The sequence below is a fragment of the Edaphosphingomonas laterariae genome (genome assembly GCF_900188165.1).
In the GTDB taxonomy this organism is placed as follows: domain Bacteria; phylum Pseudomonadota; class Alphaproteobacteria; order Sphingomonadales; family Sphingomonadaceae; genus Sphingomonas_E; species Sphingomonas_E laterariae.
The window spans coordinates 12,748-35,961 of sequence record NZ_FZOS01000014.1 but is presented as its reverse complement, the minus strand read 5'-3'; the positions used below and the strand labels follow the sequence as shown (position 1 = coordinate 35,961).

General features: G+C 65.7%; 21 protein-coding genes and 1 riboswitch. Of the genes, 11 read left to right on the top strand and 10 right to left on the bottom strand.

Annotation, left to right across the window (positions count from 1 at the left end; translation table 11 throughout):
- Window positions 1-3 precede the first annotated feature (3 nt).
- Both odhB and lpdA read left to right on the top strand, forming a co-directional pair.
- On the top strand, window positions 4-1,254 hold the full coding sequence (odhB, locus tag CHB74_RS13080; protein ID WP_089220077.1) for a 2-oxoglutarate dehydrogenase complex dihydrolipoyllysine-residue succinyltransferase: 1,251 nt from the start codon (window positions 4-6) through the stop codon (window positions 1,252-1,254).
- Between the two features lie 110 nt (window positions 1,255-1,364).
- Window positions 1,365-2,765 carry a dihydrolipoyl dehydrogenase gene (lpdA, locus tag CHB74_RS13075; protein WP_089220076.1) on the top strand — a complete coding sequence of 467 codons (1,401 nt, stop codon included), beginning with the start codon at window positions 1,365-1,367 and terminating at the stop codon, window positions 2,763-2,765.
- Between the two features lie 59 nt (window positions 2,766-2,824).
- Here lpdA and CHB74_RS13070 read toward each other — a convergent pair whose 3' ends face one another.
- On the bottom strand, window positions 2,825-4,264 hold the full coding sequence (locus CHB74_RS13070) for an aldehyde dehydrogenase family protein (RefSeq protein WP_089220075.1): 1,440 nt from the start codon (window positions 4,262-4,264) through the stop codon (window positions 2,825-2,827).
- Between the two features lies 1 nt (window position 4,265).
- The gene (locus CHB74_RS13065) at window positions 4,266-5,567 is read right to left on the bottom strand and encodes a spinster family MFS transporter (protein WP_179220835.1); all 1,302 of its coding nucleotides are present in this window, start codon (window positions 5,565-5,567) and stop codon (window positions 4,266-4,268) included.
- Between the two features lie 138 nt (window positions 5,568-5,705).
- Here CHB74_RS13065 and CHB74_RS13060 point away from each other — a divergent pair, with 138 nt between their 5' ends.
- From CHB74_RS13060 to CHB74_RS13050, 3 genes are all read left to right on the top strand, one after another.
- Window positions 5,706-6,293: a TetR/AcrR family transcriptional regulator gene (locus CHB74_RS13060; protein WP_218821433.1), complete on the top strand. Its 588-nt coding sequence runs from the start codon at window positions 5,706-5,708 to the stop codon at window positions 6,291-6,293.
- An 80-nt stretch (window positions 6,294-6,373) separates the two neighbouring features.
- Window positions 6,374-7,132, top strand: coding sequence for an SDR family NAD(P)-dependent oxidoreductase (locus tag CHB74_RS13055; protein ID WP_179220834.1), 759 nt, complete (start codon window positions 6,374-6,376; stop codon window positions 7,130-7,132).
- Between the two features lie 57 nt (window positions 7,133-7,189).
- A complete protein-coding gene (locus CHB74_RS13050; RefSeq protein ID WP_089220071.1) occupies window positions 7,190-7,942 on the top strand; it encodes an SDR family NAD(P)-dependent oxidoreductase in 753 nt (250 codons plus the stop codon).
- Between the two features lie 45 nt (window positions 7,943-7,987).
- Here the strand turns inward: CHB74_RS13050 and CHB74_RS13045 are convergent, their stop codons facing one another.
- A complete protein-coding gene (locus CHB74_RS13045) occupies window positions 7,988-9,637 on the bottom strand; it encodes an electron transfer flavoprotein-ubiquinone oxidoreductase (protein ID WP_089220070.1) in 1,650 nt (549 codons plus the stop codon).
- Window positions 9,638-9,811: 174 nt separating this feature from the next.
- On the opposite strand from CHB74_RS13045, the gene CHB74_RS13040 reads away from it, so the two are divergent.
- The 4 genes from CHB74_RS13040 to CHB74_RS13025 all read left to right on the top strand — a co-directional run bounded on the left by CHB74_RS13040 (window position 9,812) and on the right by CHB74_RS13025 (window position 13,232).
- The gene (locus tag CHB74_RS13040) at window positions 9,812-10,513 is read left to right on the top strand and encodes a uracil-DNA glycosylase (RefSeq protein WP_089220069.1); all 702 of its coding nucleotides are present in this window, start codon (window positions 9,812-9,814) and stop codon (window positions 10,511-10,513) included.
- On the top strand, window positions 10,510-12,279 hold the full coding sequence (locus CHB74_RS13035; RefSeq protein WP_089220068.1) for a lytic transglycosylase domain-containing protein: 1,770 nt from the start codon (window positions 10,510-10,512) through the stop codon (window positions 12,277-12,279). The genes CHB74_RS13040 and CHB74_RS13035 overlap by 4 nt, the downstream gene beginning before the upstream one ends.
- Window positions 12,269-12,796, top strand: a complete 528-nt coding sequence (gene moaB, locus CHB74_RS13030) for a molybdenum cofactor biosynthesis protein B (RefSeq protein WP_089220067.1) — start codon at window positions 12,269-12,271, stop codon at window positions 12,794-12,796. The genes CHB74_RS13035 and moaB overlap by 11 nt, the downstream gene beginning before the upstream one ends.
- A gap of 115 nt (window positions 12,797-12,911) precedes the next feature.
- Window positions 12,912-13,232 (top strand): DMT family transporter, encoded by a 321-nt coding sequence (locus CHB74_RS13025; RefSeq protein WP_089220066.1) that lies wholly within the window; start codon window positions 12,912-12,914, stop codon window positions 13,230-13,232.
- Window positions 13,233-13,234: 2 nt separating this feature from the next.
- Here the strand turns inward: CHB74_RS13025 and CHB74_RS13020 are convergent, their stop codons facing one another.
- Window positions 13,235-13,612: a VOC family protein gene (locus tag CHB74_RS13020; RefSeq protein ID WP_089220065.1), complete on the bottom strand. Its 378-nt coding sequence runs from the start codon at window positions 13,610-13,612 to the stop codon at window positions 13,235-13,237.
- 95 nt (window positions 13,613-13,707) lie between these two features.
- Window positions 13,708-13,816, top strand: a riboswitch (SAM-I-IV-variant riboswitch).
- Between the two features lie 37 nt (window positions 13,817-13,853).
- Here CHB74_RS13020 and CHB74_RS13015 point away from each other — a divergent pair.
- Together CHB74_RS13015 and CHB74_RS13010 are read left to right on the top strand one after the other, a co-directional pair.
- Window positions 13,854-14,771: a homoserine O-succinyltransferase gene (locus CHB74_RS13015; RefSeq protein WP_089220064.1), complete on the top strand. Its 918-nt coding sequence runs from the start codon at window positions 13,854-13,856 to the stop codon at window positions 14,769-14,771.
- A 186-nt stretch (window positions 14,772-14,957) separates the two neighbouring features.
- Window positions 14,958-15,239 carry a hypothetical protein gene (locus tag CHB74_RS13010; protein ID WP_245842894.1) on the top strand — a complete coding sequence of 94 codons (282 nt, stop codon included), beginning with the start codon at window positions 14,958-14,960 and terminating at the stop codon, window positions 15,237-15,239.
- A gap of 75 nt (window positions 15,240-15,314) precedes the next feature.
- Here the strand turns inward: CHB74_RS13010 and CHB74_RS13005 are convergent, their stop codons facing one another.
- The 6 genes from CHB74_RS13005 to ptsP form a co-directional block, all read right to left on the bottom strand.
- Window positions 15,315-15,908, bottom strand: coding sequence for a hypothetical protein (locus CHB74_RS13005; protein ID WP_089220062.1), 594 nt, complete (start codon window positions 15,906-15,908; stop codon window positions 15,315-15,317).
- A 79-nt stretch (window positions 15,909-15,987) separates the two neighbouring features.
- Entirely contained in the window at window positions 15,988-17,934 is a 1,947-nt protein-coding gene (gene ftsH / locus CHB74_RS13000; protein WP_089220061.1) for an ATP-dependent zinc metalloprotease FtsH, read from the bottom strand.
- Between the two features lie 82 nt (window positions 17,935-18,016).
- Window positions 18,017-18,958 carry a tRNA lysidine(34) synthetase TilS gene (gene tilS / locus CHB74_RS12995; RefSeq protein WP_089220060.1) on the bottom strand — a complete coding sequence of 314 codons (942 nt, stop codon included), beginning with the start codon at window positions 18,956-18,958 and terminating at the stop codon, window positions 18,017-18,019.
- A 13-nt stretch (window positions 18,959-18,971) separates the two neighbouring features.
- Window positions 18,972-19,877 (bottom strand): YbgF trimerization domain-containing protein, encoded by a 906-nt coding sequence (locus CHB74_RS12990; RefSeq protein WP_089220059.1) that lies wholly within the window; start codon window positions 19,875-19,877, stop codon window positions 18,972-18,974.
- 94 nt (window positions 19,878-19,971) lie between these two features.
- Entirely contained in the window at window positions 19,972-20,811 is an 840-nt protein-coding gene (locus CHB74_RS12985) for a helix-turn-helix domain-containing protein (RefSeq protein ID WP_089220058.1), read from the bottom strand.
- A 124-nt stretch (window positions 20,812-20,935) separates the two neighbouring features.
- On the bottom strand, window positions 20,936-23,212 hold the full coding sequence (gene ptsP, locus CHB74_RS12980) for a phosphoenolpyruvate--protein phosphotransferase (RefSeq protein ID WP_089220057.1): 2,277 nt from the start codon (window positions 23,210-23,212) through the stop codon (window positions 20,936-20,938).
- Window positions 23,213-23,214: the final 2 nt, after the last annotated feature.

Genomic DNA, 23,214 nt, shown 5'->3' with positions numbered 1-23,214 from the left:
GACATGGCAACCGAAGTCAAGGTGCCCACGCTGGGCGAATCGATCACCGAAGCGACGCTTGGCCAGTGGCTGAAGGCGCCGGGTGAGGCAGTGAAGGCCGACGAGCCGATCGCCAGCCTCGAAACCGACAAGGTCGCCGTCGAGGTCAACTCGCCGGTCGATGGCGTGATGGGCGAACAGGCCGTGGCCGAAGGCGACACGGTCGAAGTCGGCGCCGTGATCGCGCTGGTCAACGAAGGTGCGTCCGCCGCGTCGGCCGCCACCCCGGCGGTTGCCGATCGCAATGCCGTGGGCCAGGCCGAAGCGGCCGCCCCCACCGAGCCCGCCGCCGCGCCGGTGGATGGCGACGACGATCCCAAGACGCTGTCGCCGGCCGTGCGCCGCGTCGTGCTGGAACATGGCCTCGATCCGTCGAAGATCCGTGGCACCGGCAAGGATGGTCGCCTGACCAAGGATGACGTGCTCGCCGCCGCCAAGGCGCAGGGTCAGGCGAAGCCGGTCGCGGTTTCGGCCCCGGCCGCTGGGGCGCCGGTTGCCGCTGTCGCCGCCGGTGCGCGCAAGGAAGAACGCGTCCGCATGACGCGCCTGCGCCAGACGATCGCGTCGCGCCTCAAGGAATCGCAGAACACGACCGCGATGCTGACGACCTATAACGACGTCGACATGACGGCCGTGATGGACGCCCGCAACCGTTACAAGGACCTGTTCGAGAAGAAGCACGGCATCCGCCTCGGCTTCATGAGCTTCTTCGCCAAGGCGGCCGTGCTTGCGCTGCGCGACGTGCCGGCGGTGAATGCAGCGATCGAAGGCGACGAGATCGTCTATCGCGATTATGCCGACATCTCGGTCGCGGTGTCCGCGCCGCAGGGCCTGGTCGTTCCAGTCGTTCGCGATGCCGACAAGCTGAGCTTCGCGGGCATCGAAAAGACGATCGCCGATTTCGGCAAGCGCGCCAAGGATGGCACGCTGAAGATCGAGGAGATGAAGGGCGGCACCTTCACCATCTCGAACGGTGGCGTGTTCGGCTCGCTTCTGTCGAGCCCGATCATCAACCTCGGCCAGTCGGCCGTGCTGGGCCTGCACCGCATCGAGGAGCGCCCGGTGGTCCGCGACGGCCAGATCGTCGCGCGCCCGATGATGTATCTCGCGCTCAGCTACGATCACCGTCTGGTCGATGGCCGTGAAGCCGTCACCTTCCTCGTTCGCATCAAGGAAGCGATCGAGGATCCGACCCGCCTGCTGATCGACCTCTAAGTTCAAACCGTTGCCCCGGCGAAAGCCGGGGCCTCGTGTTTCAGGGATGTACTCTGTGATACGAGGTGCCGGTCTGTTGGTGCCGGCGTGGCGTGGAAGGAAGTTTTCCCATGTCCGATTATGATTTCGACGTTCTCGTCATCGGTGCCGGTCCCGGCGGCTATGTGGCTGCGATCCGCGCCGCGCAGCTGGGCCTGAAGACGGCCTGTGCCGAAAGCCGCGAGACGCTGGGCGGCACCTGCCTCAACGTCGGCTGTATCCCGTCCAAGGCGCTGCTGCACGCGTCGGAGCTTTATGACGAGGCCGCCAGCGGCGCGCTCGCCAAGCTGGGCGTCAAGATCGACAAGATGAGCCTGGACCTCGGTACCATGCAGGGCCAGCGCAAGGATGCCGTGAAGGGCCTGACGGGCGGCATCGAATATCTGTTCAAGAAGAACAAGGTCGAGTGGCTGAAGGGCCGTGCGACCTTCACCGGCGCGAACACCGTCGATGTCGCCGGCAAGAAGGTGACGGCGAAGAACATCATCATCGCCACCGGTTCGTCGGTCACCCCGCTGCCGGGCGTTGCCGTGGACAATGCGGGCGGCAAGATCGTCGATTCGACCGGCGCGCTGGAACTGGACAAGGTTCCCGGCCATCTCGTCGTCGTCGGCGGCGGCGTCATCGGCCTGGAGCTGGGTTCGGTGTGGAAGCGCCTGGGTGCCAAGGTGACGGTGGTCGAATATCTCGACCAGATCCTGCCCGGCATGGATGGCGAAGTCCGCAAGGAAGCCAACAAGATCTTCAAGAAGCAGGGCTTCGAATATAAGCTCGGCACCAAGGTGACGGGCGCCGAAGTCGGCAAGTCGGGCGTGACCCTGACCGTCGAACCCGCCGCCGGTGGCGCGGCCGAGACGATCGAAGCCGATGTCGTGCTGGTGTCGATCGGCCGTCGTCCGAACACCGAGGGCCTGGGCCTCGACAAGATCGGCCTGGAGCTGAACGCGCGCGGTCAGATCGAAACCGACCATGAGTTCGGCACCAAGGTTACGGGCGTCTGGGCAATCGGCGATGTCATCCCCGGCCCGATGCTGGCGCATAAGGCCGAGGACGAAGGCATTGCGGTGGCCGAGAATATCGCGGGCCTGACCGGCATCGTGAACCACGACGTGATCCCCTCGGTGGTCTACACCAAGCCGGAAATCGCGGGCGTGGGCCTGACCGAGGAAGCCGCCAAGGAGCGCGGCGCCGTCAAGGTCGGCAAGTTCCCGATGCTGGCGAACAGCCGCGCCAAGACCAATCACGAGCCGGATGGCTTCGTGAAGATCATCGCGGATGCCGAAACCGACAAGGCGCTGGGCGTGTGGATCATCGCCACCGTTGCCGGCACGATGATCGCGCAGGCGGCGCAGGCGATGGAATTCGGCGCGTCGAGTGAAGACATCGCTTACACCTGCCATGCGCACCCGACGCACAGCGAGGCGATCAAGGAAGCGGCGATGGCCGTGACCGGCAAGCCGATCCACATCTGATCGGCCTTCCGAAATAGCAAAAAGGGGGCGTCGGCGGCTGCCGGCGCCCCTTTTTCGTATCAGACCGCCAGTTGATAGGTGGTGTGAAGCGTCGTGTAGAAGGTGCGGGCGGCGCGGCCCTGTTCGCGCGGGCCGAAGCTGGAGATGCCGACCCCGCCGAACGGGGCGTGATAGTCGGCACCGGCCGTCGGCATGTTCACCATCCGCATGCCGGTGCGGGCGCGGCGCTTGAACTGTTCGGCATGGACCAGCGATCGCGTGCAGATCGACGACGAAAGGCCGTAGCGATTGTTGTTGAGGACAGTCATCGCTTCCTCGAAATCGCGGACGCGGAAGATTCCGGCGACCGGGCCGAATATCTCCTCCTGACCGAGCAGCGAGGCAGGGGCGGCGTTGTCGAACAGGGTGGGCGCGAAAAAGGCGTGGGGGCGGGCATCGGCGCTGCCGCCGATCAGCGGCTTGAACCCGGCCGCTTCCGCCTGTTCCACCTGCGATGCGATCAGCGTTTTCTGCTTGAAGGCCGCGAGCGACCCGATCTGCGTCTGCGGATCGCGCGGATCGCCGATCTTCAACGCTTTTGCGCGTTCGATGAAGGCGGCGATGAAGCGATCGGCGATGCCATCGGTGATGATGATGCGCGACGTGGCGGTGCAGCGTTGCCCGGCGTTGAAATAGGCGCCGTTGATCGCGCAATCGACCGCGACGTCGAGATTGGCATCATCGAGGATGATGAGGCCGTTGACGCCGCCCATTTCCATCTGGGCGCGAACGCCTTTCTCCGCGGCCGCGCGCACGACACGATTGCCGGTGGCGACGGAGCCGGTGAAGCTGATCGCGTCCACACCATCAGCGCCCGTCAGCGCCGCGCCCGCGCCACCGGCGCCGAGCAGCATTTCGACGGTGCCGACCGGCAGGCCGGCTTCGGCCAGGATAGCGCGGAAGGCATCGGCGGAGGCGGAGGCGATTTCGGACGGCTTCCACACCACGGCATTGCCGAAGGCGATGGCCGGCGCGATCTTCCACGCCGGGATGGCGAACGGGAAGTTCCACGGCGTGATCGCGGCGACCACGCCGACCGGCGCATAATCCACCTCGACCATGGCGCCCGGCCGTGTCGATGCGAAACGCTCGCCGATATTGCGCAGGGCTTCGCCCGCGAAGAAATCGAAGGTGCGCGCGGCGCGGACGACTTCACCTTTGGCGTCGTTGATGGTCTTGCCCGTTTCGCGGGTCGCCAGCAGGGCAAGGCGATCGGCATTGGCGAGCAGCGTCCGCCCGATGCGGGAAAGCGCGTCGGCGCGGGCCTCGATACCCACCTGATCGAGCGCGTCGACCGCCGAGCGGGCGTTCGCGACCGCCTCCGCCACCAGCGCGGCATCGGCTTCGGGCCCTTCGACGACAAGATCATCGGGGTTGGACGGGCTCGCCTGGCTGAACGTCATCGCGCCATCGACGGCGCGGCCGCCGACATGATGGGCCAGCCGGATCGTTTCGGTCATCTCATTCTCCCGTGCGCTTGAACCGCACCAATTCGTCCGCGGCGCGCCACAGCAGCAATGCACCCGGGAATCCGGCCATGATGACGATCAGCAAGGCCGTTTGCAGGCCCTGCGCCTCGCCGCCGAGCGGATCGCTCAATTGTCCTACGACATAGGGGGCCGTGAGCATACCGAACAGCATGTTCACCAGCGTGAACAATGCGGTGCCGGTGGCGCGGATGCGATCGTCCAGCACCTGTTGCAACGGCGTCATCACGCCGACGGCCCAACCACCACCCAGCAGGCCGCTGGGAATGGCGAGCAGCGTCACGACGGTCAGGCTGGGGGCGAGCGTCGCGCCGGTGATCGACAATGTGGCGATGGTGAGGGCGATGGCGGCCATGCGCAGCGGCCAGCGCCCATCGCGGCGAACGAGGCGATCGCTGACCGCGCCGAAACCGATCATGCCCACGATCGCCGACAGGCCGAAGGCCGTGCCGAACAGGCCGGTGGCTTCGGCGAGCGGCACATCGAATCGACGGACGAGCAGGCTGGGCGCCCACATGCCGAACGCCGTGCCGGAGAAGGTGCCGAGGACAAGCCCGATATTCATCTGGCGATAGACCCGGCGCCTCCACAGGGTGAGGAAGGTCGTCCACAAGGCCGGCCGCTCGACCGGCTGGGCTTGCGTGCGATCGGCGTGGACGCCGCGTTTCGGTTCCGTAACGGTCATCCAGGCGATCAGGCCGATCGCCCCGCCGATCCCGCCGACCCAGAAGAATGCATCGCGCCAATCGCCATGCGCGGCGATCGCCGGGCCGACGACATAGCCACCCATCTGGCCGAGATAGATGCCAAGGCCGAGGATCGCGAAGGCGAGGCCACGGCGTTCGGGCGCGAAGCGGTCTGCGAGCACGGAATAAGCCGGCGCCACGAACGCCGCCTCGCCAATGCCGACGCCGACCCGCATCGCCGCCAGCGTCCATCCGTCATTGGCCAGGCCGGACAGGAAGGTGAACAGGCTCCAGACCAGGCACCCCACCGACAGGATGGTGATGCGGCTGTAGCGATCGGCCAGCCATGCGATCGGCACCGCCGCGATCGAATAGAGCAATGCGAAGGCCGGCCCCATCAGCAGGCCGATAAAGGCATCGTCCAGCCCCAGATCGTGACGGATCGGTTCGGCCAGGCCGGCGATCAGGTAGCGATCGGCATAGTTGAAGCCGTAGATGATCAGCAGGACGGCAAGCGCATACCATGCACTGCCGACTCGCCCGGACGCGCGCGCATCCCGGGCCGCGGGCGATGCGCCCTGTGAGGCCATGGCCATCTCTCTCCAATCATGTGTTGTACGCCCGGCCGAGGCTGTTATCGCCGCGTGCCAATCGCTCTGTTTGCAGCGAGCATAATTTTATACCATCGTCCAAGTCTAGGCCTTATCGGTGGTCGCATGTCCCAAGCCATGTCCCGTCGCGAACTGAACAAGATCCGCACCCGCGCCGCCATTCTCGACGCTGCCCGCATCGGCTTTGCGCGCGATGGCGTCCACGGCACCACGATGGAAGGGATCGCGGCGGCGGCCGAAGTGTCCCGCGCGACGCTGTTCAATTATTTCACCGGCAAGGGCGAGATACTCGACCTCCTCGTCACGGAGATGCAGGAGCGCTTCTATTCGCGCATCAGCAGCTATTGGTCGGCAACGGGCGATGTGGCCGAACGCATCCGGCGCGCCTTTGTGGAAACCGGCGCGGCGATGGAGCGCGAGGCGGTGAAGCTGCGTCCCGTTGTCGGTTATTCGGAAATGGGGTGGAACGAGACGGGCGTGCTCGGCCGGATCGAACGGCTGACGGCGGCGTTCGAGCGCTTGCTCGATACCGAAGTTGAGCCGACGCCGGCGCAGGCGCATGACCGCCATGTCGTTGCGGAAATGATGACGGGCATCTTCGTCGGCATGGTCCACAACTGGCGGCTCGACGAAAATTATCCCTTGCAGGAACGGCTGGGCGAGGCGGCGTGCTGGATCGCCGCGATGCTGCGTCACCGCGCTTGAATTAGACCGTGATAAAAATATAGACCATGGTCCAGTAATAAAGGGCGGCCGTACCGGCCGACCGAGAGGAGGGCCTGGATATGCGTGGTTTGAACGGCAAGGCTGGCGTGATCGCCGGCGGTGGACGCGGCATCGGTGCGGCAACGGCGACTCGCCTGGCCGAAGAAGGCGCGGCCGTGGTGATCGGCGACATTCAGGGTGAGTGGGCGGAAGCGACGGCGCAGCGCATTCGCGATGCCGGTGGCAAGGCGACGGGCTTCGCGCTCGATATCTGCGATCCGGCATCGGTGCAGGCGATGGTGAAGACCTGCCTCGATACCTATGGCCGGCTTGATTATTTCCACGCCAATGCGGCGGGCGGCACGCAGGGCGATATCGATGCGCTGACGATCGACCTTGCGGTGTTCGACCGTTCGATCGAATTGAACCTCAAATCCTATCTGATCTGCACGCAGGCAGCCGTGCCCGTCATGCTCGAACAGGGCGGTGGCGCGATGCTCTACACCAGTTCCGGCGCGGCTTATGGCGGCGCGCCGTGGCAGGTGGCCTATCCGGTGGCGAAGAACGGCGTCCACGCGCTGATGCGCCATGTGGCGGCGCGCTACGGCAAGCAGGGCATCCGCGCGAATGTCGTGTGCCCGGGCCTGGTGTTGACCGAGGCCGCGCGCGAACATCTGAACGACGAATATATGGAAGCGGGCCTGAAGCGGGCGGCGTCGCCCCGACTGGGCAAGCCCGAGGATCTTGCCGCCATGTCGGCCTTCCTGATGTCCGACGATGCGGAATGGATCACGGGCCAGGTGATCAGCGTCAATGGCGGCATGGCGATGCGCGACTGACGCCCGCCGTCTCGACCCGGCCTGCTGACGAATAAAGATAAAGACAGGAGAGGTTTGATGAGACTTGCTAATAAGTTGGTGATGGTGACGGCGGCGGCCTCGGGCATGGGCCGCGAAGGGGTGAAGGCGTTTGTCCGCGAAGGCGCGACGGTGGCCGCCGTCGATATCGATCAGGCCGGTCTGGACGCGCTGGTTGCGGAAATCGGCCCGAGCGTGAAGCCGATCCAGGCCAATCTGCTCGATCGGGATCGGTGCCGCAGCGTGGTGCACGAAGCGGCCGAACTGCTGGGCGGGCTGGATCTGTTGTGGAGCCATGCGGGCATTCCCGCCGATGGCGTGGTGGAAGGCATCGACCTTGAAGCGCTGGACCGCACGATCACGCTGAACATCACGTCGACCATGCTGATCGCGGGCGAGGCGGTGGGCCATATGCGTCGTCGCGGGGGTGGCGCGATCCTGTTCACCGGATCGACCGCGGGTCTGGTCGGTTCGATGGGCAGCCCGGTCTATTCGGCCGAAAAGTTCGCCGTGGTCGGCTATGCCAAGTCGCTCGCCCAGCGTTTCGCGGCGGATAATGTGCGCGTCAACGTCGTCTGCCCGGGCATCACCGATACGCCGATGCTGCCGCAATTCTTCGCGTCCGGCGGCGATCCCAAGGCGTTCGAGGCGAAGCTGCTCGCGTCGATTCCGCTCGGCCGTCCCGCGCGGGCGGTGGAGGTCGCCAACGCGGCGTTGTTCCTGCTGTCCGACGAAGCGGAATATATCACCGGCGTCGCGCTGCCGGTGGACGGCGGCTACACCTGCCGCTGACCTGCTGAAACAGATCGCCCCGGCAGGGCCGGGGCGATCATTCCATCACATGTTCGGATAATTGGGGCCGCCGCCGCCCTCCGGCACCACCCAGTTGATGTTCTGGGTCGGATCCTTGATGTCGCAGGTCTTGCAGTGGACGCAGTTCTGCGCGTTGATCTGCAGGCGCGGCTCGTTCACGTCCTGGCCGACGATCTCGTAAACGCCGGCCGGGCAATAACGCTGTTCCGGCGCATCATAGAGCTTGAGGTTGACCTCCACCGGCACCGACGCGTCCTTCAGCGTCAGGTGGATGGGCTGATCTTCTTCATGGTTGGTGTTCGACAGGAACACCGACGACAGGCGATCGAAGCTGATCACGCCGTCGGGCTTGGGATAGTCGATCTTGCGCGCGACATCCTTGCGCCACAGCCCTTCATTGTCGCGGTGCGTCTTGAGCGTCCACGGCAGCGTGATGCCGAGCTGGTGGAGCCACATGTCGACACCGGCATAGAGCGTGCCCATGACCGGCCCGAACTTCGAGATGGCGGGTTCGGCATTGCGAACCATCTTGAGCTCCTTGGCGACCCAGCTGGCGTTGAGCGCGTCCGGATAGGAGGCCAGTTCCTTGTTGCCGCGGCCCGACAGGATCTCGTCGAACGCCGCCTCGGCCGCCAGCATGCCGGACTTCATGGCGGTGTGGCTGCCCTTGATGCGCGGCACGTTGACGAAGCCGGCGGAGCAGCCGATCAGCGCGCCGCCCGGGAAGATCAGCTTGCAGACGGCCTGCCAGCCGCCTTCGTTGATCGCGCGCGCGCCATAAGAGACGCGGCGACCGCCTTCGATTTCCGCGCGGATCGCCGGATGCTGCTTCCAGCGCTGGAATTCCTCGAACGGCGAAAGGTGCGGGTTCTTGTAGCCGAGGCCGACGACGAAGCCGAGCGCGACCTGGTTGTTCGCCTGATGATAAAGGAAGCCGCCGCCGACTTCATCGGTAAGCGGCCAGCCCTGCGTGTGGATCACGCGGCCCGGCACATGCTTGTCGGCCGGGATGTCCCACAATTCCTTGATGCCGATCGCATAGGTCTGGGGCTGGCTGTCCGCCTCCAGATCGAAAATGCGCTTCAGTTCCTTGGAAAGGTGGCCGCGCACGCCTTCGGCGAAGAAGGTGTATTGGGCGTGCAATTCCATGCCGGGCTGGTAATCCGGCTTGTGCTCGCCCTCGCGCGAAATGCCCATGTCGCCGGTAGCGACGCCCTTCACCGATCCATCTTCGTGGAACAGCACTTCGGCGGCGGCGAAGCCCGGGAAGATTTCAACGCCCAGCGCTTCGGCCTGGCTGGCCAGCCAGCGGCACAGATTGCCGAGGCTGACGGTATAGGTGCCCTTGTTGTTCATGAACGGCGGCATCAGCAGGTGCGGCATCGCAAACTGCTTCTTTTCCGTCAGGATCCAGTGATGGTTCTGAACCACCGGCACCGTCATCGGGCTATCCAGCTCGCGCCAGTTGGGGATCAGCTCATCCAGCGCTTTGGGATCGACCACGGCGCCCGAAAGAATATGCGCGCCGACCTCGGAACCCTTTTCGAGCACGCAGACGGCCAGTTCACGTCCGGCCTGCGCCGCGAGCTGCTTCAGCCGGATAGCCGCGGCCAGACCCGCTGGGCCGGCGCCGACGATCACGACGTCGTAGGTCATGGATTCGCGGGTCGTCATTACTCAGTCCTTCCTTTCGCGCTCGTTCCGTCCAATTACCGCATAGCGCGAACGGTCCAGCCAGAAAGCCGATGGCCTTGGATTGACCCGGCCGTCAACTAGGGAGCTTATGTTAGACATGTGGGGAAGGGCACAGATATTGTTTTTTGGGGCCAAGACGGGCTGGTCCGTTCGATGACCAGCGACGTGTTGAGCGCGCTCGACTGGTGGAGCGAGGCCGGCGTCGACGTGCTGGTCGACGATCAGCCGCGTGACTGGCTGGCGCCGCCCCGTGCCGCCGTCACCACCACCATCGACGCCGCGAATGCGCAAGCTGCGAGCAAGCGGCCGGCGATTGATTCGCTGGAAGCCATCCATGCGCTTTATGCCGAAGACGCGATCTTCGGCCGCCCCGACGGGCGGCTGTTGCCCGAGGGTGCCGTAGCGTCAGGCCTGATGCTGATCACCGATCAGCCGGAGGCCGGCGATGCCGAGGCGGGCCAACTGGTTGCCGGTGAGGCGGGGCGCCTGTTCGATCGGATGCTCGCTGCGATCGGCCGCGACCGCGCGTCGATCTATCTTGCCGCGATGACGCCGGCGCGCGTGCCGGGTGGCCGCCCGCAGGCAGGCGCGCTCGGCCGTTGGACCGAAATAGCGCATCGCCATGTCGATCTTGCCGCCCCCCGCATGCTATTGGTGTTGGGTGACGCGGCAAGCCGTGCATTTCTCGGGATGAGTCTTGCGGAGGCGCGTGGCCGCGTACACCAGCTTAACCGCGAGGGGCATAATGTGCCGGTGATCGCGACCTTCCATCCGCGCTTCCTGCTCCAGCAACCCGCCCGCAAGGCGGATGCCTGGAAGGATTTGCGCCTGTTGCTTGAGGAGTTGAGCCGTTGACCCCCGTCCGAGCACTTGCCTGTGCACTGGCGCTGAGCGTCGCAGGCCCGGCACTCGCCGCGACCGAGGCGCTGACCCCGCCGGCCATCGGCCTGAAGGCGCCGCCTGTCGGTGCGGTCCCAACCCAGCTCGATGCGCAGCAACGCTCCAATTACCGGGCGGCCTTTGCCGCGATCCGCGGTGGCGAATGGGATAATGCGGCGGCGCGGCTCGATGCGATGCCAAGCGGGCTGCTCACGCCCTATGCCCGGGCCGAACTCTATCTCGCCAAGGGTTCGCCCAAGGTGGAAAGCAGCCAGTTGATCGCGCTGATCGAGGCCAATCCCGAATTGCCGCAGGCGGCCGCGATCGTCCGTATCCTGCAGGGCCGAGGCGAGACGGCACTGCCGACACTGCCGGTGCAGCAGGATATGCGGCGGCTGCCGGCCGCGCCGCGCCGCGCCACGGCGCGATCGTTGCGCAGCGATGCGGCGGCGGCTTCGCTGGCCCAGCGCATCCAGCCTCTGTTGCGCGACGATCGCGCGGCCGAGGCGGAGGCGCTGCTTTCGGCCAGCGCCGACATGCTGACGCCCGAGGCGCGCACCGAATGGCAGCAGCGCGTGGCCTGGGCCTATTTTCTGGTCGGCGATGACGCCGCCGCCCGCCGCGTCGCGACGCCGGCGCAGGCGGGTTATGGCGACTGGGTGGTCGAAGCCAATTGGGTTGCCGGGCTGGCGGCATGGCGACAGCGCGATTGCGCGGCGGCGTCGGACGCGTTCGGCACGGTCGCATCGCGTTCGCGCGATCCCGAGATGATGGCGGCGGGCCTGTTCTGGGCCGCGCGCGCCGACATGAGCTGTGGCCGGCCGGAAAAGGTGCAGGCCCGTTTGCGCAGCGCGGCGCGGATGAGCGAGACCTTTTATGGCCTGATGGCCGACGCGGCATTGGGCCGCGCGACGCCGGCCCCCGATGTGCGGCCAGGCTTCATCCAAGCCGACTGGACGACGATTTCGAAGCGCGGCAATGCGCGTGTGGCGGCGGCGCTGGCGGAAATCGGCGAAACCGACATGGCGGATAGCGTGCTGCGCTATCAGGCGAAGATCGGCGATTGCAACGACCATGAGGCGCTGATGCACCTTGCCGCGCGGCTGAACCTTCCGTCGACGCAGATCTGGCTGTCGCAGAACGGGCCGGTCGGCGCGCGGGTTTCGATGGCGAGCCGCTATCCGGCGCCCGGCTGGAATCCGCAGGGCGGCTGGCGCGTCGATAAGTCGCTGGTCTTCGCCCATGCGCTGCAGGAATCGCAGTTCCGCGCCGATGCGGTGAGCCCGGCGGGCGCGCGCGGCCTGATGCAGGTGATGCCGGGAACGGCGGCGCAGATCGCGCGGCGCAAGGGTGAGAGCGTCGGCAGCCTGAACGATCCGCGCACCAATATCGAATATGGGCAATTCTATCTGGAAGAATTGCGCGATTTTTCGGCAACCGGCGGGCTGCTGCCCAAGGTGATCGCGGCCTATAATGCGGGGCCGGGCTCCGTTCAGCGCTGGAACGATCGCCGGCGCGACAATGGCGATCCGCTGCTGTTCATCGAATCCATCCCGTTCCGCGAGACGCGCGCTTATGTTGCGATCGTGCTGCGCAACTATTGGATGTATCAGCGGCAGGCCGGCGAACAATCGGCGAGCTTGAAGGCGATGGCGCAGGGCATGTGGCCGCGCTTCCCCGGCATGCCGGGCCGAACGGCGGTGCGGCTCGATCCGATCAGCGGGGTCGCGAGTGCCGATTGACGAAGGGCGGACGTTCAAGCCCGTCCGTATCGCTGTCCTGACGATTTCCGACACGCGCGATCTGGCGGAAGACCGGTCCGGCGACACATTGGTGGCACGGCTGGAAGGCGCGGGCCATGTCCTCGCCCAGCGCGCGATCGTCAGGGACGAGATCGATCTGATCGTGGCGCGCCTGCATGGCTGGATCGACGATCCGCAGGTGGATTGCGTGATCACGACGGGCGGCACCGGCGTGACGGGGCGGGATGTGACGCCCGAGGCACTGGCGCGCGTGTGGGACAAGGAGATACCGGGGTTTGGCGAACTGTTTCGCTGGCTCAGTTTTCAGACGATCGGCACGTCCACCATCCAGTCGCGCGCTTGCGCCGGCGTTGCGCGGGGCACCTATCTGTTCGCGCTGCCCGGCTCCACCGGCGCGGTGAAGGATGGGTGGGACGGGATCCTCGCGTCGCAACTCGACAGCCGCCATCGCCCCTGCAACTTCGTGGAACTGATGCCGCGCCTGATGGAGCGATAGGCCACTCACGCTGGACAATATGGGGTGGCAGGCGATAGGGAGCCGCGCGCGTCCGTCTCTTGTGGGTTTCCGGCGGCGGCACATCCAGTCCGAGCCCATCGACAGGAGCAATCCGATGGCATGGGTCATCCTCGGCATCGCCGTGATCACTGAAATTTGCTGGGCGCTCAGCCTGAAATGGGCGGCGGTTCAGGGCAGTTGGCAGGCATCGGTTGTCCCGGTGACGTTGAGTTTCGTCAACATGGGTCTGCTGGCGCTCGCGATGCGGGGGCTTTCGGCGGGTACGGCCTATGCGATCTGGACGGGGCTGGGCGCCGTCGGCGTAATCATCTTCGGCGTCATATTGTTCGGTGAGAAGGTGAATGCGGCGCAGGCGGCGTTCATGGCGCTGATCGTGATCGGCGTGATGGGCACCAAATTCTTCGCGCAGGCCTGAATTCAGCCGCCATAGGGGCGGGTGATGATTTCCAGCAGATGCCCGTCGGGATCGGGGAAATAAACGCCGCGCCCGCCGTCATGGCGGTTGATCTCACCCGGCCGGGTGCGGGCAGGGTCGGCCCAATAGTCGAGGTCTAGCGCCTTGATCCGGTCGAAGGCGGCGTCGAACTCCGCCTCGCCGACCAGAAAGGCGTAATGCTGGGTTGATACAGGCCCGTCTTTCTCCATGAAATCGAGCGAGACGTGGTTGGCGAGATCGACGACCATGAAATGGGCGAAGGGGCGCGGCGGCGGCAGGCCGAGCAGATCGGCCAGGAAGGCGGACGATGCCTTGTTGTCGTGGCACCAGATGATCGTGTGGTTGAGTTCGACGGACATGGAGATGTCTCCGATCCAGCCGATGTGGCGTGTGCGGGCCTCGTTTCAATGGCGACGAGGGTGATTGCAAAAGCCGCGCCGGCGCAATAGAAGTCACCCCACATCAAGAGTTGGGGCGACGCCCAACGCCAACCTGCCTTTCCGGGCAAGGTGGCACTCCCTTTTCGGGAGGATGTGGCCCGACCGGCAACCAAGCGGATCAAGCCACCAAGCGTCCGTCTCACCGCACAAGGACGCGCACATGCCGATCAAGATTCCCGACGACCTGCCAGCATTCCGCACTTTGCAGTCGGAAGGCGTGGTCGTTATGCGGGAAACCGATGCCATCCGTCAGGATATCCGGCCGCTGAGGATCGGGTTGCTCAACCTGATGCCCAACAAGATCAGCACGGAGACGCAGATCGCCCGGCTAATCGGCGCCACGCCGCTACAGGTGGAATTGACGCTGGTGCGGATCACCAGCCACACGCCGCGCAACACGGCAGCCGACCACATGGCCGCTTTCTATCGCCCGTGGGAGGATGTGCGTTCGGAGCAGTTCGACGGCTTCGTGATCACCGGCGCGCCGGTGGAGCGCCTGCCATTCGAGGAAGTGCGTTACTGGGACGAATTGCGTCGGATCTTCGATTGGACGCAAACCCATGTCCACCGATCGTTCATGATCTGCTGGGCAGCGCAGGCGGCGCTCCACCATTTCCATGGCATTCCCAAGCATGAACTGGCCGCCAAGGCATTCGGCGTGTTCAGCCATCGCAACCTGGAACCGGATTCGGCCTATATGCGCGGGCTGTCCGACGGGTTCGGCGTGCCGGTATCCCGCTGGACCGAGGTGCGGCGCACGGACATCGCGGCGGTAGCCGGGCTTTCGATCCTGGCGGAAAGCGACGAAGCGGGGCCTTGCCTTGTCGAGGACGCGGCGCGGGGCGGTCTGCACATGTTCAACCATGTCGAATATGACACGGCGTCGCTGGCGGACGAATATGCCCGCGATGTGACGCGCGGAATCGGCATCGGCGTGCCGGCGAACTACTTCCCCGATGATGATCCGGCGCGGCCGCCCGTCAACAGCTGGCGCAGCCATGCCCATCTGCTGTTCGGCAACTGGATCAACGAAATCTACCAGACGGTGCCTTTCGACATGGCCGATATTGGCAGGTAGGCTGCGTGAGTGCTGGCAGATTGAATATCGCGACGATCTTATGAAAATCTGGGAGCGTCGGGCGCAACAGCTGTGTCTGATTTGCGCGCCGCAAAATTTTCTTGCGGTGTAGGCACTAACAGCATTTCGCTTCCTATATTCTCCTGATACGAAGCCCCGCCAGTTCTGTAATCGGGCTGGGTCTAAATGACAGCTGACGCTGAATTTGAGGTATTGGTTATGAAGAAGTTGGGTTTCGTGGCGGCTTCGGTCGCTGCTCTTATGACTGTTGCGACGCCGGCTCTGGCCGCCTCGTCGGCTGCCAAGCTGTCGCTCGGCGGCAACGTGCAGCGCACTGGCGCGACCACGCAGGACGACAGCAAGCTTGCTGGCACCAGCCTGATCCTCGCCGGTCTGGCCGCTGTGGCCGTGATCGCCGGCATCGTCGTCATTGCCGACGACGATGACGACAAGTCGGTCAGCAACTGATCTGGTCGTTCCTGGCGGTCCCGGTGTTCGCACCGGGATCGCCAGGCGATTAGCGAATACCCGCGATCGACGCTTTCAGATCGTTCGCACCCTTACCACGCCATTCGCGATGAACGGCTCCATGATGGCAGCGATACGCTTGCTGCGCGGACTGCCGATCGCGACGTTCCAGGCGCTGTTCGCCATCACATCCGCGATCTGGATCCCCGCCGTGCGCCGGCTGTCGCGCAGGCCCGCCCATGATGCGGGATCGTGGCGATCGATCAATTGTTCCACCCTGCCGCGGATTTGCGCCAGCGTCGCGGGATCATAGCGGCCGTCGTCCACCAACGCTGTCACCGGGCCCGGTGCATCCGGCAAATGCGCGCCGATCGCATCGGCCAGCAATGCACCATAGGTGTCGAGATCGAGCTTGCCGGCATCGTGCCCAGGTTCGCGCACGGGCTTGCCCACGCTGATCACGGCAGTGCCACCAAAGCGTTCCAGAAATTCGAAGACCAGCGCGCGTTCGGCCATGTCGATGCGGCTGCCCTTCAGTTCTCCGCCTGATCCCGTGATGGCGTGAAAGCGGCTGAGCAGAGCCTCGGCGCCCTGATCCGTAATGGCGACAGCCGCCACTGTCATCGCGCCGGTGGCCGGCGCTCCGCTTTCGTCGCAGAAAATCGGCACGGCTGATCCCCCAAAAGCAAGTCGCCCCAGCCTAACGGGCCGGGGCGACAAGACAATCACTCAAGCTTTTCGGGGACGATCAGGCGCCCTGCGGAGCCGCGTCGCCCCAGCCGCCACCGGGCCGCTTGCTCTTCGGGATCGAAGATCCGCCGGCACCGATCTGGACATGGCGGTGGCCGCCGCTTTCGTCGCGGCCGATGCTTTCGCCCTTGATCGCGCGCTTGGATTCTTCGCCGTTCAGCGTCTCATATTCCAGCAGCGCTTCGGCGAGGCGGTGAAGCTCGTCGAGATTTTCGGTCAGCACCTGGCGCGCGGTGGTTTCGCCTTCTTCCACGAAGCGGCGAACTTCCTGATCGATCAGGCGTGCGGTCTCTTCCGACACCGTTTGCGAGCGTGCGACCGAATGGCCGAGGAACACCTCGTCCTGATTGTCGCGATAGCGCAGCCAGCCGAGGCGCTCGGACATGCCATATTCCATCACCATCGAACGGGCCATGTCGGTGGCCTGCTGGATGTCGTTGGAAGCGCCGGTGTTGAGCGCGTCCTTGCCGTAGATCAGCTGTTCGGCGATGCGGCCGCCGAAGCACAGCGCAAGCCGCGCCTTCATCTGCTTCATCGACATGGAATAACGGTCGCGCTCCGGCAGATTCCAGGTCACGCCCAGCGCGCGGCCGCGCGGGATGATCGTCACCTTGTGGAGCGGATCGCAACCATCGACATGGAGCGAGACGAGCGCGTGGCCGGCCTCGTGATAGGCGGTCGCCTTCTTTTCGTCCTCGGTCATCACCATGGACTTGCGCTCGGCGCCCATCATGACCTTGTCCTTGGCTTCCTCGAACTCCTTCATCGCGACAAGGCGCTTGCCCTTGCGCGCGGCGAGGAGCGCGGCCTCGTTGACGAGGTTGGCGAGATCGGCGCCCGAGAAGCCCGGCGTGCCGCGCGCGATGGTGCGGGCATCGACGTCCGGGGCGAGCGGCGTCTTCTTCATATGGACTTCGAGAATCTTCTGGCGGCCCTCGATATCCGGGCGCGGCACGACGACCTGGCGGTCAAAGCGGCCCGGACGCAGCAGCGCGGGATCGAGCACGTCGGGGCGGTTGGTGGCCGCGACGATGATGATGCCTTCGTTCGCCTCGAACCCGTCCATCTCGACCAAGAGCTGGTTGAGCGTCTGTTCGCGCTCGTCATTGCCGTTGCCGAGGCCGGCACCGCGATGGCGGCCGACGGCGTCGATTTCGTCGATGAAGACGATGCAGGGCGCGTTCTTCTTCGCCTGTTCGAACATGTCGCGGACACGGCTTGCGCCCACGCCGACGAACATTTCGACGAAGTCCGAACCCGAAATGGTGAAGAAGGGGACGTTGGCTTCACCCGCGATCGCGCGGGCCAGCAGCGTCTTGCCGGTGCCGGGCGAGCCGACCAGCAGAGCACCCTTCGGAATCTTGCCGCCGAGACGGGCGAACTTGGTCGGATCCTTCAGGAAGTCGACGATTTCCTGAAGCTCCTCGCGCGCCTCGTCGATGCCGGCAACATCGTCAAAGGTGACGCGGCCATGCTTTTCGGTGAGCATTTTGGCGCGGCTCTTGCCGAACCCCATCGCGCCCGAGCCCGCATTCTTCTGCATCTGGCGCATCACGAAGAAGGCGATGCCGAGGATGAGGAGGAAGGGCAGCGACTGATAGAGCAGGATCATCCAGAAGCTGGCCTGCTCCTCCGCCTTGGCGCGGAAGCTGACGCCCTTGGCGGCAAGACGCTCGACAAGCTGGGGATCGGCCGGGGCGATGGTGCGGAACGTCTGGTCGTTCGAAAGCTTGCCGGTGACGACGTCACCCGCGATCTCGACGTCCTTGACGCTGCCTTCCTCCACCCGGTTCAGAAACTCGGAATAAGGGATGGCGTTCGCATCGGTTCGACGCGACGAGCTGTCGAACATCGACACGAAGGCAACCAGTGCGAGCAGGATGCCGACCCAGATGAGGAGGCTCTTCATCCAGGGGTTGCCCTGCGGTTCCTTTTCGTCGCCCATGCTACTCCGACCTTTCTACTCGCCCCAAGATAGGCGCTTGCCGGTTAATGGCAATGCAACGCGGGTCGCTCGGGCCAGATTTTCAGGGGAATCGGCGGGGCGGGGCGGGTGAAAACACCCAGTGTGCGCCGGGGCGCGCCAGAATCGCGCCGATCGATGCGGGCTGGCCGGCATTGAGTCGGGCAATCAGGGGGGCGATTTTGTCGGCCCGTCCCTGATAGCCCAGCACGGACAGGGCCCGCCGGACGAGGCGGTGGACCAGTTCCGCAGGCAGTTCCGCAGCGTCGATTCGCACCTCCGCAGGCCCGGCCGACACCCGTTCGATCCATAAGCGATCGGCCACCCAGTCGAGCGCTTGCGCTGCGGCGGCAAGATTGGCGGCGGATGAAGCCAGGCCGGCAACGTCGAGGTCGGGCGCGTCGGCAAGCAGCTGGCGCATCCGGCTGCGGTCGAAACGCGGGTCGCGGTTCGATGGATCGTCGACGAAGGTGAGCCCGGCCGCCCGGACGACGCTCTCAAGTTCGGCCCGCCGCCAGCCGAGCAGCGGGCGGACGAGCGTGCCGTTGACGGCCCGAATGCCAGCAAGGCCGGAGACGCCGGCGCCACGGCTGGCGCGCATCAGCAGCGTTTCGGCCTGATCGTCGGCATGATGGGCGGTGGCGACCAGCGACAGACCGCTTTCGCGGCGCCAGGCTTCCAGCGCGACATAGCGCGCGTGACGGGCGGCCGCCTGAAGGCCGTCGCCCGCCGCCTCGACGGCTACCGTCAAGGTCGTGTGCGGGATGGCGCGTTCGGCGCAGATGGCGGCGACGAATTGGGCTTCTTCGGCCGCCCCAGCGCGCAGGCCGTGATCGACGGTGGCGGCGGCGATGCGGTCGGGCAGGGCTTCGCTGGCGATCAGCAACAGGGCCAGGCTGTCGGCCCCACCCGAAACCGCGATGCCGAGGCGAAGATGGTCCTGCCAGCCAACCAGCGCGGCAAGGTCCGCGCGGAAGCGATCGATCAGGTCCGGCGCCACCGCCATCGCGGCGATCGGGCTAAGCCGCGCACTTGGCCGCGGTCTTCGCCTTGGAGACCCGGTCCTTCAGCGGCGCGGTGATGGTGGTGCCATAGACATCGTCAAGCTCGCGATAGACTTCGCAGGCCTGGCTGGCCTTTGGCGGCTTCAACGTCATCAGCGACTGGCCGAGATAATAGAGGCTGTCGGGCGCGCGTTCGCCGCGCGGCAGCTTCTTGTAATTTTCCAGAAACTCCTGCGCCGCCTTGGCCGGCTGGCCACTGTCGAGCAGCGTGCGGCCGAGCAGGTTGCGGGCGAAGGTCTGCCGCTTGTGGCTGGGATATTTCGCGATGAAGGCGCGCAGCGACTTTTCCGCGTCCGGATATTTCTTCGCGGCCCAAAGATCATAGCCGGCAAGATAGGCGTCTTCGCCAGCATCGCCGGAGGACGGGCGGGTGGATGTCGCCGGGGGCGGGGTTTCAGTTGTCGGCGTGGGCGCGGGCTTGCCGGGTGCGGGCGGCGCGACGACGGGCGGGGTGGCGCCTGCGCCGCCGGGCTGCGGATTGCCTTCCAGCGTGTTCAGCCGGAATTCGGCATCGCCCTTGAACCGGTTCATCTGTTCTTCAAGCTGGCGCAGCTTGAAACTATTCTGTTCCATCTGCCCCGTCAGGCGCGCGAGTTCCTGTTCCAGCGAACTGACCCGGCCGGCCAGATCGGCCACGGGGTTGCTGGCCGGAACGCCGCCAGCGGGCGCTGCGGGGGCGGTCGGTGCGATTTCCGGTTCGAAATATTGCTGGTTGCCGCCGGGGAAAACCTTGCGCTGCACGGCGCGCATCTCGCGTTCCAGCTTGTCGACGCGCGGACTAAGCTGGGCCGGCTGTTGTTGTGCCAGCACGGGCGCGGCCGTCGTCGCGAGCAGCAGAGCTGCCGTGATCGCCAAACGCATGATGTAACCCCTCGCATTCTGTTGATAGTGTCGGATGCAATCGCACATGGCGGCTGTCGCCGCGATGAAGCAAGCCCCGATCCGTCGGATCGTCTTAAGGAATGGGCTGAACGGCGGGTGCCGTGGCGGTGGTGGCCGCTTGCGGCGTCGTCCGGGCGAGCAGCGCATCGGCCTTCAGGCTGACATCGCGTATCGTGCGTTCGGGCGCGCCGAGCGGCGGGATCACGGTTGCGCCCACGGTGACGCGCAACGCCTGCGGCCGGCCGGTGAGGATCTGGGGATCGACGGCGGTTGCGGGCACCGTCCAGGTTTCGCCGACGGCCATGTTCTTTTCGACCAGGCGCGGCGTGCCACCGGCCTCATAGACGCGGACCCATACCGGTTCGAGCGCGGTGATGACCACGGGGCCGGCTGCTGCTGCGATGGGCGCCGCAGGCTCCACCGGGGCGGTCGCCGGCCGAGCGGCAGTTTCGACCGGCGGGGTGCTGCTACCGGCTTCGGCGCGATCGCCCGACGAACCGCCGAAGATGCCGCTGCGCCACAGCGTGTAAGCCCCGCCCAGCACCAGCGCGAGCACGATGGCGACGGTGACGAGGAAGCGCGACGGCACGCGCGCCGGATCGGCGGGTTCGAACGGTTCCGGGATCACGCGCTCAGGCGCGCCGCCGCCCATTTCCTCACGGAATTCACGGGCGAGCGTGCTGGAGTCGAGACCGACGATCTGGGCAAAGGCGCGAACGAAACCGACGCTGTAGGGGATGGCGGGCAGGGCGGCATAATCGCCCGCCTCGATCGCTTCGAGATGGCGCAGCGGCACGCGGGTTCGCTGCGCAATATCTGCGAGGTCAAGCGACTGCGCCTTGCGCGCCTCCGCCAGCCGCGCGCCTACGGTAAAGGGAGCATCCACGGCGAAATCGCCGGCCGTTTCATTCATGCGACCTCCAGGGTGCAACGTCCCGACGGCCCAAAAATCGAGCGCCACCCGTTACTCTTGTCACAAATGCGAACGGCGACGTCAAATCCAAATCCGGTTTGACGCCGCCAATAATCGTGAGGCTTCAGCCGATCGTGACGCCTTCGGCATCCGCCCAGGTGGTCAGCCGATCGCGCATGTCATGGGCGCCTTCGGCAAGCCAGCCCGCCATGGCCGCGCGGAGCTTTGCTGCGTCGAGCGTGCGGATCATCGCCTTGACCGGGCCGATCGCCGCCGGGGTGATCGACAGCCGTTCGATGCCGAGCCCGACGAGCGCCATGGCTTCGAGCGAACGTCCGCCCATTTCGCCGCACACGCCGACCGGGATGCCCGCCTTATCGGTGGTGTTCGTTACCCGCGACAGGAAGCGCAATATGGCGGGGGAGAGCCAGTCGAACCGTTCGGCAAGCTTGGGGTGCGAACGGTCTGCAGCGAACAGGAACTGGGTCAGATCATTGGTGCCGATCGACAGGAAATCGAGCCGGGGAAGCAGAACGTCGAGCATTTCGGCGAGCGCCGGCACTTCCAGCATCGTGCCGTAACGAATGGCGGTCGGCAGAAGGCGGTTGCGATCTGCGATCCACCGGCGCTGCGTTTCAAACAGCGCCTGCGCGGCATCGAATTCCCAGGGTTCCGATACCATGGGGAACATGACGTAAAGGACGCGGCCGGCGGCCGCCTCGATCAGCGCCCGGGCCTGCGCCTTCATCAGCGCATCGCGATCCAGTGCCAGGCGGATCGCGCGCCAGCCCATTGCCGGATTTTCCTCCTCGGCAAGATCGCCCTGGTTCATATAGGGCAGCGTCTTGTCGCCGCCGATATCGACCGTGCGGAAGATCACCGGGCGATCGCCCGCCGCATCGAGCACATCGCGATACAGGCGCTGCTGGCGTTCGCGCTGGGGCAGCGTTGCCGAGACGAGGAACTGGAATTCGGTGCGGAACAGGCCGATGCCGTCCGCTCCGGTGATGTCCAGCGCGGCCACGTCGTCGCGCAGGCCGGCATTGACCATCAGGGTGATGCGCCGCCCATCGACGGTGACGGGCGGCAGATCGCGCATCGCGGCGAATTCGGCGCGGCGCTTCTGGCCGAGGACGAGCTTCGCGTCGAACGCCTCTTCCATCGGCGATGTCGGTCGGACGAACACGGTATCCTGCGCGCTATCGAGCAGGATCAGATCGCCTTCCTGAACGACCTGGCGAATATCGCGGACGCGACCGAGCACGGGCACGCCCATGGCGCGCGCGACGATCGTCACATGCGCGGTGAGCGAGCCTTCCTCAAGCACGACGCCCTTCAGCCGCCGCCGATCATATTCGAGCAGTTCGGCGGGGCCGAGATTGCGGGCGACGAGGATCGAATCCTGGCGCAGACCCATCTGGGCGGCGGTGCCGAGCTGGCCGGACACGATGCGGAGCAGGCGGTTCGACAGATCTTCGAGATCGTGCATGCGATCGGCCAGCAGCGGATCGCTGATCTCGCGCATCCGCATCCGGGTGCGCTGCTGGACGCGTTCGATCGCCGCCTCGGCGGTCAGGCCGCTGTCGATCGCCTCGTTGATCCGGCGGCTCCAGCCTTCGTCATAGGCGAACATCTTGTAGGTTTCGAGCACGTCCTGATGCTCGCCCGCCGTGCCGAATTCGGCCTGGCTGGTCATGCGCTCGATCTGTTCGCGCATCTGGCGGAAGGCGGCATAGACGCGCTGGCGTTCGGCCTCGGTATCCTCCGCCACGGTATGTTCGATATGGACGCGCGGCTGGTGGAACACGGCGTGGCCACGGCCCATGCCTTCGACGAGCTTCAGGCCCGCCAGCCGCACCGGCCCCGCATCGCGCGCGCTGCCGCCGCGCACCGCCTCGTCGATCAGTTCGGCGCCGGCGATCAGTTCGGCCAGCACCATGGCGACCGTCTGCAGCGCCTCGATCTCCACCTCGTCATAGCGGCGCGGTTCGGCATGCTGGACCGCAAGCACGCCCACCGCGCGCTCGCGCCGGACGATCGGCACCCCGGCGAAGCTGTGATAAAGTTCTTCGCCGGTTTCCGGCTTGTAGGCGAAGTCGGGATGGCTCGTCGCTTCGTCCAGGTTGAGCGTCTTCACTTCCTGCGCGATGTGGCCGACAAGGCCTTCGCCCAGTGCCAGCCGCGTAACGTGGACGGCTTCCTGCTTCAGGCCGCGGGTCGCATAAAGTTCCAGCAGGCCATCGCGCAGCAGATAGATCGAACAGACCTCGCTCGACAGCGCCTCGCCGATGATATTCACGACCTGGTTGAGCTTGGCCTGCGCATTGGTGCGCGCGGCCATCACGTCATGGAGCCGCGTCAGGATTTCACGGGCGGCGGAGGTTGCTGTCATTCCGGGCATGG